Below are 15,252 nucleotides of genomic sequence, written 5' to 3'. Positions count from 1 at the left end.
TCGGAGCGGACCGCAGTCGCGGACGCGACGTGCATTCGGCTCAGCGCCGCTGCGCCGCCCACTCCTTCACCGCCTCCACGAATCGCCGCAGTCGCGCCGGGTAGAACTGTGCATAGGGATATACCAGCCACACCGGCAGCGGCGCGGCGCGCCACGACGGCACGAGATGGACCAGGCGACCGGCCGCGAGGTCGTCCTCGACCAGCCAGGTCGAGACGATCGCCGCGCCGGTGCCGGCCAGCGCCGCCTGGCGCAGCGGGAACAGGCTGTCGGTGGCCAGCCGCGGGCGGATCGGCAGGCGAGACGTCGCCCCGCTGGTGGTGTGCGTCAGCACCACTTCACGGCGGTAGAACGTGCTGAACGCCAGCCACGGCAGCCCGGCCAGCGCCGCCGGGTCGTCCGCCGGCGGCTCCTTGCCGAGCAGCGCCGGCGCGGCGACGACGATGCGGGGGATCTCCGTCAAGCGCAGCGCCACCAGCGACGGGTCGCGCACCTCGCCGGCCTGGATCGCGCAATCGACCCCGCCGGCGATCAGATCGCGGAAATCGTCGCGCAGCAGCCACTCGACGTCCACCCGTGGATGCCGCTGCAGGAACCGGAGCAGCGGGTCGACCAGCTGCAGCTGGCCGAACGCGTGCGGCACGACCACGCGCAGCAGGCCCTCGGCCTCGTCCTTCGCGCCGCGGAGGTTCGACTCGAACGCGGCCCAGCTGGCGAGCAGCGCCCTGGCCTGCTCGTAGCAGCGCTCGCCGTCCTCGGTGAGCTTCATCGTGTGCGTCGAGCGCTGCAGCAGCCGCACCCCGAAGAAGCGCTCCAGCGCCTGCAGCCGGCGGCTGATCGTGGGCTGCGTCGTCTGCAGCTGGGCCGCCGCGGCCGACAGGGTGCCGGCCTCGACGATGCGCACGAAGGTCTGCATCAGCGCGATCCGGTCATGCGAGGTCGGCTCCGGGCTCATGCGGCCAGCGTATAACAGTTGTGCCGCCGGGGCGCCTACACGGCCGCGGACCCGTCCCGCACAGTGTCGCCACCGACCTTCCTGCAGGACTGCGCATGCACGACTCCCCGCTGAATCTCCCGGCGCCCGCGACCCGCCTGCCCGCCCCGCTGCTCGGCTTGATGGCCGCCAGCACCGGCCTCGTCGTCGCCTCGATCTACTACGCGCAGCCGCTGCTGGCGCTGCTGGCCGAGGCGCTGCACGCCACGCCCTCCGCCGTGGGGCTGGTGCCGACGCTGACGCAGCTCGGCTATGCGCTCGGCATCCTGCTGCTGACGCCGCTCGGCGATCGCTACGACCGCCGGCGGGTCATCTTCCTCAAGGCGCTGCTCCTCGCCGCCGCGCTGCTGGCGAGCAGCCTCGCGCCCAGCCTGCCGCTGCTGCTGCTGGCCAGCCTCGCGGTGGGCGTGGTCGCCACGGTCGCGCAGGACATCGTGCCGGCGGTGGCCACGCTGGCGGCGGACGCGAACCGCGGTCGCGCCGTCGGCTCGGTGATGACCGGGCTGCTGCTGGGCATCCTGCTGTCGCGGGTGGTCAGCGGCGCGGTGGCCGAGCAGCTCGGCTGGCGGATGATGTTCGCGCTGGCCGCGGCCGTCGTCTCGCTGGTCGCGCTGGCGCTGCGCTGGCGGCTGCCTCGCTTCGCGCCGACGACGAGCCTGTCGTACCCCGCGCTGCTCGGCTCGCTGCGGACGCTGTGGCGGCGTCATCCCGCGCTGCGCCGCGCCGCGCTCGCCCAGGGCCTGCTGTCGGTGGCGTTCAGCGCGTTCTGGTCGACGCTGGCGGTGTGGCTGCACGCGGCGCCGTTCCACCTCGGCAGCACCGCGGCGGGCGCGTTCGGCCTGGCCGGGGCCGCCGGAGCGCTCGGCGCACCGCTGGCCGGGCGCCTGTCGGACCGCCGCGGTCCTCACGGCGTGACGCGGCTCGGCGCCGCGCTCGTGCTGGCCTCCTTCCTCGCGCTGCTGGCCCTGCCGCTGCTGGGCCGCACCGCCGGCTTGTGGCTGGTCGCGCTGGCGACCGTCGGCTTCGACCTCGGCGTGCAGGCCTCCCTCATCGCCCACCAGACCATCGTCTACAGCCTCGACCCGGCCGCCCGCAGCCGCCTCAACGCCAGCTTCTTCACCGTGGTGTTCATCGGCATGGCGACCGGCTCCGCGCTCGGCGGGCTGCTGCTCGAACGCTGGGGCGTGAGCGGCGTGTTCGGCCTCGCCGCGACGGCGGCAGCGTCGGCCCTGGCGCTGCGGCCGGGACTCGGCCGAGGTCGCTGCGCCGACCGAGCGAACGAGAGGTTCTGACGGCATCGCCGACAGCGAGTCGAGCGTGTCGACACGACCGACGGAGCGCGGCGCTCGGAGGTGCAGCGACGAGTCTCAACCGCCGAGAAAGACCGTCCCCTTGACGACGGCATCGACCACGCCGTCGCCGTCGACGTCGCCCACCGCGAGGCCCTCGCCGCCGCCGCCGAACGCCGGGCCGGCGGTGAACGTGCCGTCACCCGCGTTCAACCACACGAGGTTGGCCTTCTCGAAGAAGTCGTCGTTGGCCGAGATGGCGTCGAGGTCGCCGTCGCCGTCGAGGTCGCGCAGCAGAGCGTCCTCGACGTTCGAGGTGGCAAAGTCGTGCCCCTCGCTGAACATCGCCGCGCCCGAGTTCCGCCAGACCCGCGCCCACCCGTCGTAGTAGGGCAGGACCAGCACGTCGGCCGCACCGTCGCCGTCGACGTCGCCGGCGTCGACGCCGTTGTTCGCGTGGGCCCCGTTGCCGAGCGACACGCGCGTGGCCTGGAACTGACCCGTGCCGTCGTTGAGCGAGACCGAGGCCGCCTCGTCGAATTGCCCGTTGCCGTACGCTACGTCGAGGTCGCCGTCGCCGTCGAGGTCGGTCAGCACCGCGCCGGTGGTCGAGACCGAGCCGATCCCCGTGGCTCCCGGCGTGAACGCGCCGGCGCCGTCGTTCAGCAGGACCTCGTCGCCGACGTCGGTCGACAGGGTCACCGCGTAGAGGTCGAGGTCGCCGTCGCCGTCGAGGTCGCCGGCCAGGTACTTCTCCTTCCCGTTCAGCACGTCCTGCGCCGGCCCCTGGGCGAACGCCCCGGCGCCGTCGTTGTGCCAGATCGAGCCCACGCCGGAGTTTCCGAAGCACAGGATGTCGAGGTCGCGGTCGGCGTCGATGTCGGCCAGCGTGACGTGCCCGCCGAGGGAATAGCAGGAGTAATCGTATTCGACCACGGTGAACACGTCGCCGCCCTCGTTGAGGAACACGTCACCGGTCGAGCGCACGACGTCGAGGTCGCCGTCGCCGTCGACGTCACCGAGCGCCGGGAAACCTGCGCCCACCGACGCGTCGGTGGCCGTGAACACCCCGGTCCCGGGCGCGCCCGAGACCGTGAACTGAAACACCCGGGGCGCGAGCGCCTCACCCTGAGCGTCGCGGACGCCCGAGGTGAGCGTCACATCGACGCGCTCGGCGGGGTGCAGCGGCGCGGCGAACACGAGCTCGGCCTTGCCGTCCTCGGTCCACTCGACGGTGAAGGCGCGCCGTCCGCTCTGGCTGCCGTGGACGGCGATCGTGGCGTCGCTGACCGTCTCGCGGTCGACCGTGCAGCCGAAGTCGAGCACGACCGGCTCGCCTCGCGCGAGCGTGCCGTCCTGTCCGGCGGGCACGCGTGACAGCAGGGCGAATGCGTCTCCCGCGGGCGTACACGCCGTCTGCTGCTTGCATTCGCTCGTGCATGCCGCGCCGTCGCCGTTGGCCGCGCCGTCGTCGCACTCCTCGCCGGGATCGAGCTGGCCATCCCCGCACGTCGGCGACGCGGACGACGATGACGAGGTCGTCGGCGCCTCGATGGCCGACGTCGGGTCACCCCCGGACGTCGGCCCGCCGGAACTTCCGTCGGTCGTGCCCCCGACCGTCATCTCACCGGTGTCCCCCTCCGTCGTGCCCGTGCCCGTGCCCGTGCCCGCGCCGCTGTCGCCGCACGCGACCAGCAGGGACAGGCAGAGGCACGGCGAGGCGAAGCGCCTCGCCGAAGAGATCGAAGAACGAGATCCTTGCTGCATTCGCGCGAACGGACGCCGCCCGTCGCGCACCATTCACCACAATCGAGGCCACGCGCGCGTGCGAGACTTCACCGGTCCCGGACCGACGAAAAGCTCCTTGTCGCGAGGGCCGTGCACATTCGACACCCGCGCACACCGTCAAGCCCGGAGCAGCCCTCGACGGTCGCCCGACACCGCGCTCAGGAGGTCGCCCAAGAGGCGCGCTCCGCGACGCGGGCACGATTCGACGATGCGCGATCATCGGCCCGACACGCGTTCATCACACCATTCCCGCTCGGACCACTCGTCAATCCCGCTCCGCACAGTGTCGAGAATCATCGCGCTCCGGCGTTGAGCGAGCTCGGCGAAATGCGGCCACCTCCGCCCTGCGGATCGGCGGACCGGGAGCGGCCGCGTCGACGCGCTTCAATTCGCTACCAGCGCCCTTGCCCAGTTCCTCACCATTCGCAGTCGACCCCGAAGATTGGGTTCGGGTTCGAGGTCCCCAGCATGATCTTCGGCGCCGGCAGCGTCGGGAGCAACCTCGTTCGCTCGGCCTGCAGGAGGGTGTCTCGGCGAGTGTTCCTCGGGGCCGGCGTGGTTCTCGAGGGCCACGGACGGGCCTCCTCGTCTTCGAGCGCCGAAGCGCATGGACGTCGATCTCAAGCGGCGGCTCGTCACGGTGCGCCACAACATCGTGCCCGTCCGATAGTGAATACGCGGGGACCGGGCCGTCCACGCGCGATCACGCAGATGCTGCGGATCACCTCGATCGCAGCGCGGTGATCATCGTGGTCGGCGGGGCCAGCTTCGTCGTCGACTCGCGGGCGCGCCGGTTCCAGGCGTTCGTCGAGGTGCAGACGCGCCACGGTCGTCCGATAGCAGATCGACAGGGCGTCAAGGGTTCGCGCGAGCACGAGTGAGAGCGGGTCCGAGATCTTCCGCGCATCGGCGCGGCGAGCCAACGCCCGTCGTCGCGGTTAGCCTTCACCCGTCCGCGAGCCGTGACAGCTCGGGCGCGACGCGGTCCTGCTCGCGACGGCCCGACCCCGGAGCATGTGCTCCGCCGCTGGCCGCTCGAGGGAGCGGCCGTGGCGCTCTGCGACGAGCTGCACGGGGCATCGGATCTTCTTCGACGACAGGAGGGTCACCATGCGAGACGAGAGCGAGCACGAGGACTACGGCCGGCTGTTCGTGACGGCCAGGTGCTGCGGCGCGGCGATATGTCGCAATTTCGCGCCCGAGCTTTTGGGCGAGGTGACGGCGGCGGGCGAGGTCCGGTCGGGGCGCCGGCTCGCCGTCCTGCCCGGCACGTACGAGGAGGGCGCCTTCACAGGGGTGCTGCGGCAGCCACGGAGCAAGGAGGACCTGATCGCCGCGCGGACGGCGATGGCCGCCTGCCCGCTCGGCGCGATCAAGCTCCAGCCTGGTGCCTCGCGGGTGCGCCGCGACGAGCTCGGATCGCCGTGGCACGGGTACCCCCGGCCGCTCGAGGACAACGTGTGGGTCCTCGGGCCGCCGTCGATCGACAACATCGGCGCCACCACATACTTCATCGAACGCGAGGGGGGCGGCGTGCTGATCGACCCGCCACGTCCAGGCGACGGGCTGTTCCGCTGGCTCGCGGATCACGGCGGCGTCCGGTGGCTGCTCCTGACGCACCGCGACCACGCGCACCACCACGCGGAGTTCGCCGGCCGCTTTCCCGGCTGCCAGCGGCTCCTCGGCGCTGCCGACATCAACCTCCGCGAGCGCTCCTACCTCGCAACGACCGGCGACGTCGAGATCCAGCTCGGTGACGCGCTCCGTCCGTTCACGCTGGACGGCGAGCCGCTCTCGGACGCGGAGGCCGGACAGGCCGAGCTCGTCGTGCTGCCCCAGCCGGGACATACGCCCGGCTCGATCTGCCTGCTGTACCGCGGGCGCTTCCTGTTCACCGGCGACCACCTCGCGTACTCGCGCGTCCTCGGCCACATCGTGGCGTTCCGCTTGCAGTGCTGGGAGGACTGGGAGCGCCAGACTCGGTCCGTCCGGTACCTCGCGGCGGCCGCGGAGGCGGGCTGGCTGCGCTTCACGTGGATCCTCCCCGGCCACGGAGAGTGGCAGCGTCTCCCGGGCGACGGCGGCGCGGCGGAGACGGCGGCAGCGCTCCGCCGCACGGTCGCGTGGATGGAGCGGCAGCCGAAGGGACATATGCCGACGCTCCCCTGGTTCCTGTTCATCATGAGCCGAATGCGGCCGAAGAGCGCGCTGGGCCGCCTGTTGCGCGCCATCGGCGGCGGGAGCGACCTCTGGGTCCTCCCGCGCGACGTGTGGAGCTCCCTGCCCGCGCACGACCCTCGGCGCCTCCGGGCGGCGGTTCGCCGGCTCCGCGTGCTCGGTGCCGTCGTGCTGGCGATCGCGGCGTTGCTCGTCTGGTTCGTCGGCGGCTGGTGAACATGACCCGAGCACGCGTCTTCGACGGGCTGCCGATCCCTCGGGACGCACGTGAACGTCCCTCGCGGCGCCGGCCCTCGCGGCCCGGCGCCGCGATGGACAGCCGCTCGGGGCGCAGCGCGCCCGTCGTTTCGCGGGCCGGTCACTCGCTGAACGGCGCGGCCTGCATCACCTCGAAGAGGCCGGGGCAAGCGTGCGCGCCGGCGTGGCGGCGGGCGGTGTCCGACAGCCAGGTCAGCATCGTCTGCGCCGGCTTGCGCGCGATGTCCTGCAGGAGGATCTCGAAGAAGGCGCGCTTGAAGTCGAGGCGGGGAAGCGCGTCGAGGGTCTGCTCGACGACCCCCGCCGGGATCTGGTCGAACGCGACGCCGGCGACGTCGACCCCGGCGCCGATGTGGACGAGCGCGATCTCCGGGCGCTTGCGGTCGGCGAGGCCGACCGAGGTGTGCAGGGCGATCGCGTCCCACACGACCGCGCGGCGCTCGGCCGCGACGTCGCGCGCGGCGAGGAAGGCGTCGGCGGCGTCCGCCCCTGCGACCTCGAACCGCTGACCGCCGGCGAACCGCTCGGTCAGGCCGAGGTCGTGCAGCACCGCGCCGAGGTAGAACAGCTCCTCGTCGAAGGCGACGCCCTGCCGCGCCGCCACCAGCGCGCCGAACACGTAGGTCCGGATCACGTGGTTGTAGAGGGTCGCCGGCGAGACCTCGTACGCGAGGCGCGTCGCCGCCTCGGCCAGCGCGCTGTCGGGGATGCGGACGCCGGCGATCTCGCGCAACAGGCGGAATTCAGGGTGGGCTTGCGTCATGGTCGGGATTTTGTACCGTCGCGAACAAAACGCCAGAGAATTTTATGCGAAGCAGTACAAAAAAAGTGAGCCGGCGAGTCGGCCGGCCGCGCGCGTACGACCCGGACGCGGCGGTCGGGCGGATGACCGAGGTGTTCCGCGAGGTCGGGTTCGCCCGCGCGTCGCTCGACGAGATCGCGCAGGCGACCGGCATGAACCGCCCGAGCCTGTACGCCGCGTTCGGCGACAAGAAGGCGATGTACTTCCGGGCGATCGACCACTTCTCCGCCGAGATGCGCGCGCGCGTCGAGCGGGCGCTCGCCGACGACGACCTCGGACGCTCGCTCGCCGGCTTCTTCGCGGCGGCGCTCGAGCTGTACCGGGCGGGCGGAGACACCCCGCCGAGCTGCCTCGTCCTGTGCACCGCGCCGGCCGAGGCAGCGGACGACGCCGACATCCGCGCCCGGCTCGGGCAGACACTGGCCGAGATCGACGGCGTCTTCGTCGGCCGCCTGCAACGCGCGCGCGCGGCGGGGACCCTGCGGCCGGACGCCGACCCCGAGCAGCTCGGCCTGCTGCTCGCGGCGACGCTGCACAGCGTGGCCCTCCGCGCCCGCGCCGGGCAGCCGCAGGCGCAGATCGACGCGCTCGTCGCCGGGGCCGTCGCGCTGGTGCTCGGGCCCCGGGCGTAGCGCGTGCGCGCGTCGCCGGGCGATCGCAGGGCCCGGGTCGCGTCACGCGAGTCGACCCGGCCGCACCGTCGTCGCGCCTCGCTTCGCCGGCGTGAAACCAGCGCGTGAGGTCGGCGCTGCCCGCAGCAGGCGCGCCATCCGGGACAGCCGACCATGAACGCCACCGGGGCGATCCAGCGAGCCCGAAGTGGCCGAGCACCGAGGCGCCCGATGGGAGACGAAGGGCTTTGATCATGGGTGCGGAGGTCTCCCGCGATGTGTCGATCGTCGCCGTGTTCTGCGCGCCCGCAGCGGCCCGAGAGGCCGCCATGCGCAGGCGCGCTCGCCTCGAGCTCGTCACCGCGAGCACGAGCTAGGACTTCACCAATCCCCAGGATCGCGCCGCATTCGCCGGGCACGAGCGGGCGCCGGAGCACTTCGCCCGACGCCCGGTGTCTCTCATCGACTCATCGACGGACCGCATCATCGCCATCCAAGACTTCTGGCGAGAAGGCGAGTCATGCTCGCTGCGCTGGAGAGATGATGGAGCCGTGGATACGCTCACTCGCAAGTCAGCGTAACCACGGACCGATTCTCACAATTCGTCACTGCTCGAAGCAATACAGCCGATTGTTCCCGTCGCAGAGCTGTGCGAACCCGAGGACCTGGTCGATGATCGTCCAGTCGCCGTTGGTCTCGGTGCTCTGGCCCTCGCGGCCCTGGTTGAGCAGGCTGCCGGAGGTCCAGTCCTGGCAGGTCTTGTTGGCGGTGTTGCCGTTGGTCTGGGTGCCGGTCCAGACGTCGTCGTCGTTGATCTGCTTGAACTCGGTGAGGTTGATCGGCACGTCGAGGCTGCCGTCGGTGAGGTCGATCCAGGTCTGGGCGATCTCGAGGTTGTCGAGGCGGTGGTAACCGTGGAGCGACTTGGTGAAGCGCGTGTTGGGGTTCTGGTTGCCGGCGCTGAGCCAGGCCTTCCAGGTGCCGCCGAGGCCGGCCGCGTTGGCGCGCCCCTGGCACTTCTGGTCGGCGCCGTTCAGGCCGCCGAGGTTGCCGCTCCACGACTGGCTGGTGAGGAACACCCGCTTCGGCAGGCGACAGCCCGAGTTGCAGCCGTCGTTGCTGACGGTGTTGCCGTCGTCGCAGTCCTCGTTGCCGACCCACACCGAGCCGTCGCCGCACTTGGCGGCCTTGCAGGTGTTGAGGCAGGCGTCGCCGCTGCTGCCGTTGCCGTCGTCGCACTGCTCGCCGGCCTGGACGAAGCCGTCGCCGCACTTCGGCAGCAGGCAGGCCAGGGTGCAGGCGCCGTTGTTGTTGTTGTTGACCCCGAGGTCGCACTGCTCGTTCAGCTGCTTGATGCCGTCGCCGCAGGTCGCGAGCTTGCAGGCGTTGGTGCAGCTGTCCTCGTTGCTCTGGTTGCCGTCGTCGCAGGCCTCGCCGGGGCCGACGAAGCCGTCGCCGCAGATCTGCGCGGTGCAGTTGGCCTTGCACGCCTTGGTGTTGCCGTTGTTGGCGCCGTCGTCGCACTGCTCGTGACCGGCCCAGATCAGGCCGTCGCCGCACTTGGCGTCCTGGCAGCCGAGCGTACACGCGCCGGTGTCGTTGTTCTGGGCCGCGAGGTCGCACTGCTCGCCGATGCTCGGCTGCTCGAGGCCGTCGCCGCAGAACGGGATGAGGCACTGGTCGGTGCAGCCGTCGTCCTGGTCGCCGTTCTTGCCGTCGTCACACTGCTCGGCGCCCTCCTCGATGCCGTTGCCGCAGAACTCGAGCAAGCAGGTCGCGCTGCAGCCGTCGTCGCCGACGGTGTTGGCGTCGTCGCACTCCTCGCCGGGGCCCTTGTCGCCGTCGCCGCAGACGTTGACCTCGCACTCGCCGTTGCACGCCTGGCCGGGCCCGTTGCCCTCGCCGAGGTCGCACTCCTCGGGCATCTGGCCGTTCTTGTTGGGCAGGCCGTCGCCGCACACGTTGACCTTGCAGTTCGCGGTGCAGTCGCTCTGGTCGGAGTTCTGCTCGCCGGCGTCGCACTCCTCGAGGTTGCTGTCCTGGACGAACCCGTCGCCGCAGACCGCCTGCGTACACGAGTTGGTGCAGGCGTCGGTGTTGACCATGTTGCCGTCGTCGCACTGCTCCTCGGCCGCGACCTTGCCGTCGCCGCAGGTCGCGAGCGCGCAGTCGTTGCTGCACTCGTCGTTGTCGACCGCGTTGCCGTCGTCGCACGCCTCGCCGGGGCCGACCAAACCGTCACCGCACACGTTCGGCTCGCACATCGAGGTGCAGGTGTTGTTGTCGCCGTTGTTCGCGCCGTCGTCGCAGCCCTCGTCGGGGCCGAGGATGCCGTCGCCGCACACGTTGAGCAGACACAGGTCGGTGCAGGCGCCGCCGTTGAGCTCGCCCGCGTCGCACTCCTCGCCCGGACCCTGGTCGCCGTCGCCGCACACGTTGAGCGTACAGTCGGCCTTGCACGCCTTCCCGGGGCCGTTCTCCGGCCCGTCGTCGCAGGCCTCGCCGCCCTCGAGCATCCCGTTGCCGCACACGGGGTTGTGCCCGGTGGTCGTCGTGTCGGTGTCGGTGTCGGTGTCGGTGCCGCTGGTCGTGGTGGTCGTGGTGGTCGACTCGGTGCCGGTCTCGGTGGTCGTGAGCGGCCCGGTCGCCGTGCCGTCGGTGGTCGTGAGCGGCTCGGTGGTCGACGATGTCTCGGTCCCGGCCGTCGTCGAGCTGTCGGTCATGCCCACGCCGGTGGTCGGCACATTCGTCGTCGTCGTCGGCGTGGTGTCGGTCGACGGCGCGGTGCTCGAGCCGGCGGTGGTCGTATCGGTGCCGCTCGACTCAGTATCGGGCTGGGCGGTGGTCGTGGTCGCGTCGTCGGAGCACGCGGGGACCCCCACGAGCGCCGAGATCAAGGCGTAGGTCGTACACAGAGAGGTCTGAAAACGCATTGACTGACGCTACCGACTGGCTCGTCGGCAAGCAACTGCGATCCCCGGCGCGAGGCGGACCCGCCCGGGTGCATCGACGCACGCGGGCGGCTCAGGGGGGAGCCGGGTGGCTGGCAGATCGGGCGAGCCGGCGATCGACCTCGGCGCTCCGCAAGGGGAGAGAGTCCTGGAGGATCAAGCAGTCGGCCAGCTCGCCCAGGGCCCGCTCGCGGGCGGCCACCCGCGGCTCGCGGATCGCGACGAGCCCGGCCGGGATGCCCCCCGCGCAGCCCCGGCGCTCCGGCGAGCGTGTTGATAATGCGTCCCGCTCCGCCTGCGGTGCGCCTGCCGCCGCGCCGCCCGGAAGGCGGTGAGCGCCGACCCCATGGGCGCGCCGATCGTGATCGCCAGGCAGATCTCGTCGCTGTCGCGCTGCACCAGGGTCGGCTCGTCGCGCCGGTAATCGCGGTCGGCCCCCAGGTGCAGCGGGTATGGTGACAGCACCAGGTCGAGTTCTCTGTCAAATGCGACAGGAGCTGCTTCCAATCGACCGCTCGACCTCGTGCGAAAACAGCGACGCGGTGACCGCGAACACCGGGCCCTCGGGCAGGTCCTCGCAAGCGGGGCGGTTGATGGCCCGCTGGGCTGCCAGCAGCTCCTCGCAGGCCTGGTCGCCGAAGAGCTCGACGGCGGTCGGCAGCCCCGGCGAGTCGAGGCCTGCTGGCGACGGAGGGCTGCGGCGTGCCCTCCACGGAGAGCAAGATCCGGTCGGTCGTGCGCAGCCCCGCCCGCGCGCCGCGAACGTCCTCCGCGGCGGGCGGAGGCATGGCGGCCCGAGCGTAGCCGAGCCGCCATGAGCCTCACGGGCCTCTCTACCCGCGGTGCCCCCGCGAGCTCACGCCGGCAGATTCCTGGGACATGACTGTAAGGACATGTCCAAACTTTGCACGAATGCGTTGTCTCCACGGGCGCTCTCGCTCGGGCCTCGCGGTCGCTTGACGCGCGCCGCGAGTTCGTGCATCTTGCGAAGCCCGTCTAGAGGTCACGCCTCATGCCCGTCTCGGCCCGTTGAGCGCCTGCGCGCTCCCCCTGCCCCGGCAGTCGCCATTCGTGGCCTGCGTCGAATGCTTCGCGCCCGTCGGGGTCGCGAGGCCGGCGACGCGACAGGCGAGCGGCCCGGGGGGCCTCGCGGGAGCGGCCGGCGGCGCGAAGGAGCGTCCGTCATGACACCGCCCATTCTCAAATATCCGCGCACGCAGCACCTCGAGGGCTCGCGCTTCCAGCACGGCGACCACGACCTCGAGGCCGTGCCCTTCAAGGGCGTCCGCGGCCGCTTCGTGGTCGTCGAGGAGAAGATGGACGGCGCCAACGCCGGCGTCAGCTTCGACGGGTCGGGCCAATTGCTGCTGCAGAGCCGCGGTCATTACCTGACCGGCGGCGGCCGCGAACGCCACTTCGACCTGCTCAAGCGGTGGGCCAACACCCACGCCGACGACCTCTACCTGGCCCTCGGCGAGCGCTACGTGATGTACGGCGAATGGCTGTACGCCAAGCACACCTGCTTCTACGACGCGCTGCCCCACTACTTCATGGAGTTCGACATCCTCGACCGCGAGACCGGCGAGTTCCTGTCGACCGCGCGCCGCCGCGAGATGTTGCGCGGCCTGCCAGTGGTCTCGGTCGAGGTGCTGTGGGAAGGCCACCCCGAACGGCTGCTCGACATCACCCGCCACGTCGGCCCGTCACGGTTCAAGACCCCGCAGTGGCGGGAGCGGCTGATCGCCGCCGGCGAGGCCGCCAGCGTGGCGCCGAACCAGGTCGTCGCCGAGACCGACAGCTTCGACGACATGGAAGGCCTCTATATCAAGGTCGAGGAGGAGGGCCGCGTCACCGCCCGCCTCAAGTGGGTCCGCGCCAGCTTCCTCAACGCGATCCTCGACAGCGGCAGCCACTGGCTCGACCGCCCGATCGTCCCCAACCAACTCGCCGACGGCGTCGATCTGTGGGCCCCCGCCTGAGGCCGCAGCGCGCCGCCAGAGGACACCGCCATGCTGCTGCCTTACCCCTGCCCCGCCGATCCGGCGGTCTCGACGGCTGTCTCCTGGGACAGCCTGTGGGAGCCGTGGATCGCGCCGATGGCCGCCTGCCCGCAAGACCCGGAGCACCACGCCGAGGGCGACGTCTGGACCCACACCAAGATGGTGTGCGAGGCGCTGGTCGGCCTGCCCGGCTGGCAGGCGCTCGCGCCCGTCGACCGCGAGGTGGTGTTCGCGTCGGCGCTGCTGCACGACATCGCCAAGCCGGCGTGTACGCGCGTCGAGGACGGGCGGATCCGCCAGCCCGGTCACTCGCCGCGCGGCGCGCTGATGGCCCGCGCGATGCTGTGGAAGATGGGCGTCGACCCGGTCGTGCGCGAGCGGATCGCCGCGCTGGTGCGGACGCACCAGATCCCGTTCTTCCTCATCGACCAGGACGACGCCCGCCGCCGCGCCGCGCAGATCAGCCAGACCGTCCGCTGCGACCACCTGGCCCTGCTCACCCGCGCCGACGCGCTCGGACGGATCTGCCGCGACGTCCAGCGCCTGCTCGACAACATCGATCTGTTCGTCGACTTCTGCGCCGAGCACGAATGCCTCGACCGCCCGTGGTCGTTCCCCAGCGCGCACACGCGCTTCGTGTACTTCCGCAGCGACGACCGCGACCCGCGGTTCGCCGTCCACGACGACACCCGCTGCGAGGTCGTGCTGATGTCGGGCCTGCCCGGCAGCGGCAAGGACCACTGGATCGAGCACAACCTCGACCTGCCGGTGGTCTCGCTCGACGCCCTGCGCGAGGAGCTCGACCTGTCGCACACCGGCCCGCAGCACGCGGTGATCCAGGCCGCGCGCGAGCAGGCCCGCGAGTACCTGCGGCGCGCCCAGTCGTTCGTGTGGAACGCGACCAACCTGAGCCGGGAGATGCGCGGGCGCCTGATCGACCTGTGCGCCGACTACGGTGCGCGCGTGCGGATCGTGTTCCTCGACACGCCGTACCGCCGGGTGCTGCGGCAGAACCGGGAGCGCGAGGCCCAGGTCCCGGTGGCCGCGATCGAGCGCATGCTGGCGCGCTGGGAGCCGCCCGACCTGACCGAGGCCCATCAGGTCGAGTGGATCTTGCAAGGCGATTGACGTCAGGTCGCGGCGCGACGGCGGCTATGCTGCGAGCCGTCACGCGTTGCTGGCGAGCGCGGCGCCGCTGCTGCGTCCGCACGAATTCCGGCAGATCCGCGAGAACGTGAAGCTCGGCCGCGAGCTCGCCCGGCGCGCGCCGATCCTGGTCGCCGAGCCGCTCGAGGACTGGCTCGCCGACGACCTCGGCGAGGTGCAGCGGCGCCTCGACCTGCCGGTGACGACTTCGTTTGAAACAGTCGAACAATCACTCGCCGAGGCGCCGGCGACCGCCGAGCTCGACCTGCACGCCGACGCCGGTGGCCAGCGCGCGCCCGTGCAGGTAGTGCGCCACGGCCACGTCCTCGATCCCGAGGCCGAGCGACTTGAACAGCGTGACGTCATCGTCGCTCCGCCGGCCCTCGCACGCGCCGCACAGCAGCTCGCCGAGCTCGCCGAGGATGTGCGCGTCGTCGACGACCCCCTCGGCGCGGGCCAGCAGGAAATCACCGGACTCGGCCAGCGCCGACTCGCAGCGGTCGACGTAGAGCCGGGCGCGAGCCACCGCGCGGGCGTCGAGCTCGCGGGCCGAGGGCACGCAGGCGCCGACGGCGTTGACATGCGTCCCCGGGGCCAGCCAGTCGCCGAGCAGCACCGGCTCGCGCGCCGAGGTGGTGGTGCAGACGAGCGACGCGCCCTCGACCGCCGCGCGCGCCGAGTCGACCGCGCGCACCTCGACCGCGAAGCGCTGCTCGGCCTGACGGGCGAACGCCTCGCGGTTGGCGGGCGTGGCGCTGAACACCCGCACGCGGCGGACCGGTCGCACGCACAGCATCGCCTCGAGGTGCGTCCACGCCTGCGTGCCGGCGCCGAGGATCGCCAGGTCGTCGGCCGCTTCGCGGGCCAGCACGCGGGTCGCGACCGCCGAGACCGCGGCCGTGCGGATCGCGGTGACCTCGGTGGCGTCGAGGATCGCCCGCGGCGCGCCGGTCTCGGCGTCGAACAGGGTCACGAGGCCCTGATGCGAATCGAACGGGGTGCCGTGATTGTGCGGGAACACGGCGACGATCTTGAGCCCGAGCGCCCGCCGCGAGTGCAGCGTCGCCGGCATCATGCCGAGGATCGCCCCGCCCGCGAGCCGCATGCCCCAGCGCAGCGGGCTGGTCGCCTCGTCGCGCGCCAGCGCCGTGAGCACCTCGGCCATCTGCTCGATGCATTCCGTCATCGGCAGGAGCTGGCGGATCTCGCGTTGGGTCAGAATCACCGTGGTCATC

General features: G+C 71.8%; 11 protein-coding genes. 6 read left to right on the top strand and 5 right to left on the bottom strand.

The window, feature by feature from the left end:
• Window positions 1-40: 40 nt before the first annotated feature.
• A complete protein-coding gene (locus NAEX_RS22640; protein WP_096329554.1) occupies window positions 41-955 on the bottom strand; it encodes a LysR family transcriptional regulator in 915 nt (304 codons plus the stop codon).
• A gap of 95 nt (window positions 956-1,050) precedes the next feature.
• Between NAEX_RS22640 and NAEX_RS22635 the strand changes: the two genes are divergently transcribed.
• Entirely contained in the window at window positions 1,051-2,286 is a 1,236-nt protein-coding gene (locus NAEX_RS22635; protein WP_096329553.1) for an MFS transporter, read from the top strand.
• Between the two features lie 75 nt (window positions 2,287-2,361).
• On the opposite strand, the gene NAEX_RS22630 is transcribed toward NAEX_RS22635, so the two are convergent.
• Entirely contained in the window at window positions 2,362-4,050 is a 1,689-nt protein-coding gene (locus NAEX_RS22630) for an FG-GAP-like repeat-containing protein (RefSeq protein ID WP_170135924.1), read from the bottom strand.
• Between the two features lie 761 nt (window positions 4,051-4,811).
• On the opposite strand from NAEX_RS22630, the gene NAEX_RS50535 reads away from it, so the two are divergent.
• Window positions 4,812-4,952, top strand: a complete 141-nt coding sequence (locus tag NAEX_RS50535) for a hypothetical protein (RefSeq protein WP_170135923.1) — start codon at window positions 4,812-4,814, stop codon at window positions 4,950-4,952.
• Window positions 4,953-5,181: 229 nt separating this feature from the next.
• On the top strand, window positions 5,182-6,465 hold the full coding sequence (locus NAEX_RS22625) for an MBL fold metallo-hydrolase (protein ID WP_096329551.1): 1,284 nt from the start codon (window positions 5,182-5,184) through the stop codon (window positions 6,463-6,465).
• Between the two features lie 142 nt (window positions 6,466-6,607).
• Here NAEX_RS22625 and NAEX_RS48120 read toward each other — a convergent pair whose 3' ends face one another.
• A complete protein-coding gene (locus NAEX_RS48120; RefSeq protein WP_100792768.1) occupies window positions 6,608-7,270 on the bottom strand; it encodes an HD domain-containing protein in 663 nt (220 codons plus the stop codon).
• 65 nt (window positions 7,271-7,335) lie between these two features.
• Between NAEX_RS48120 and NAEX_RS22615 the strand changes: the two genes are divergently transcribed.
• Window positions 7,336-7,941, top strand: coding sequence for a TetR/AcrR family transcriptional regulator (locus NAEX_RS22615; RefSeq protein ID WP_170135922.1), 606 nt, complete (start codon window positions 7,336-7,338; stop codon window positions 7,939-7,941).
• Window positions 7,942-8,525: 584 nt separating this feature from the next.
• Here the strand turns inward: NAEX_RS22615 and NAEX_RS22610 are convergent.
• On the bottom strand, window positions 8,526-10,853 hold the full coding sequence (locus tag NAEX_RS22610) for a DUF4215 domain-containing protein (protein WP_096329549.1): 2,328 nt from the start codon (window positions 10,851-10,853) through the stop codon (window positions 8,526-8,528).
• 1,202 nt (window positions 10,854-12,055) lie between these two features.
• On the opposite strand from NAEX_RS22610, the gene NAEX_RS22605 reads away from it, so the two are divergent.
• Together NAEX_RS22605 and NAEX_RS22600 are read left to right on the top strand one after the other, a co-directional pair.
• Window positions 12,056-12,850: an RNA ligase family protein gene (locus NAEX_RS22605; RefSeq protein WP_096329548.1), complete on the top strand. Its 795-nt coding sequence runs from the start codon at window positions 12,056-12,058 to the stop codon at window positions 12,848-12,850.
• Between the two features lie 30 nt (window positions 12,851-12,880).
• A complete protein-coding gene (locus tag NAEX_RS22600; RefSeq protein ID WP_096329547.1) occupies window positions 12,881-13,999 on the top strand; it encodes an AAA family ATPase in 1,119 nt (372 codons plus the stop codon).
• A gap of 247 nt (window positions 14,000-14,246) precedes the next feature.
• Here the strand turns inward: NAEX_RS22600 and NAEX_RS22595 are convergent, their stop codons facing one another.
• Entirely contained in the window at window positions 14,247-15,251 is a 1,005-nt protein-coding gene (locus NAEX_RS22595; protein ID WP_143140244.1) for an ornithine cyclodeaminase family protein, read from the bottom strand.
• Between the last annotated feature and the right edge of the window lies 1 nt (window position 15,252).

Origin of the sequence: Nannocystis exedens (assembly GCF_002343915.1) — a bacterium.
Classification (GTDB): domain Bacteria; phylum Myxococcota_A; class Polyangia; order Nannocystales; family Nannocystaceae; genus Nannocystis; species Nannocystis exedens.
This window is presented reverse-complemented; position numbering and strand designations above follow the sequence as displayed.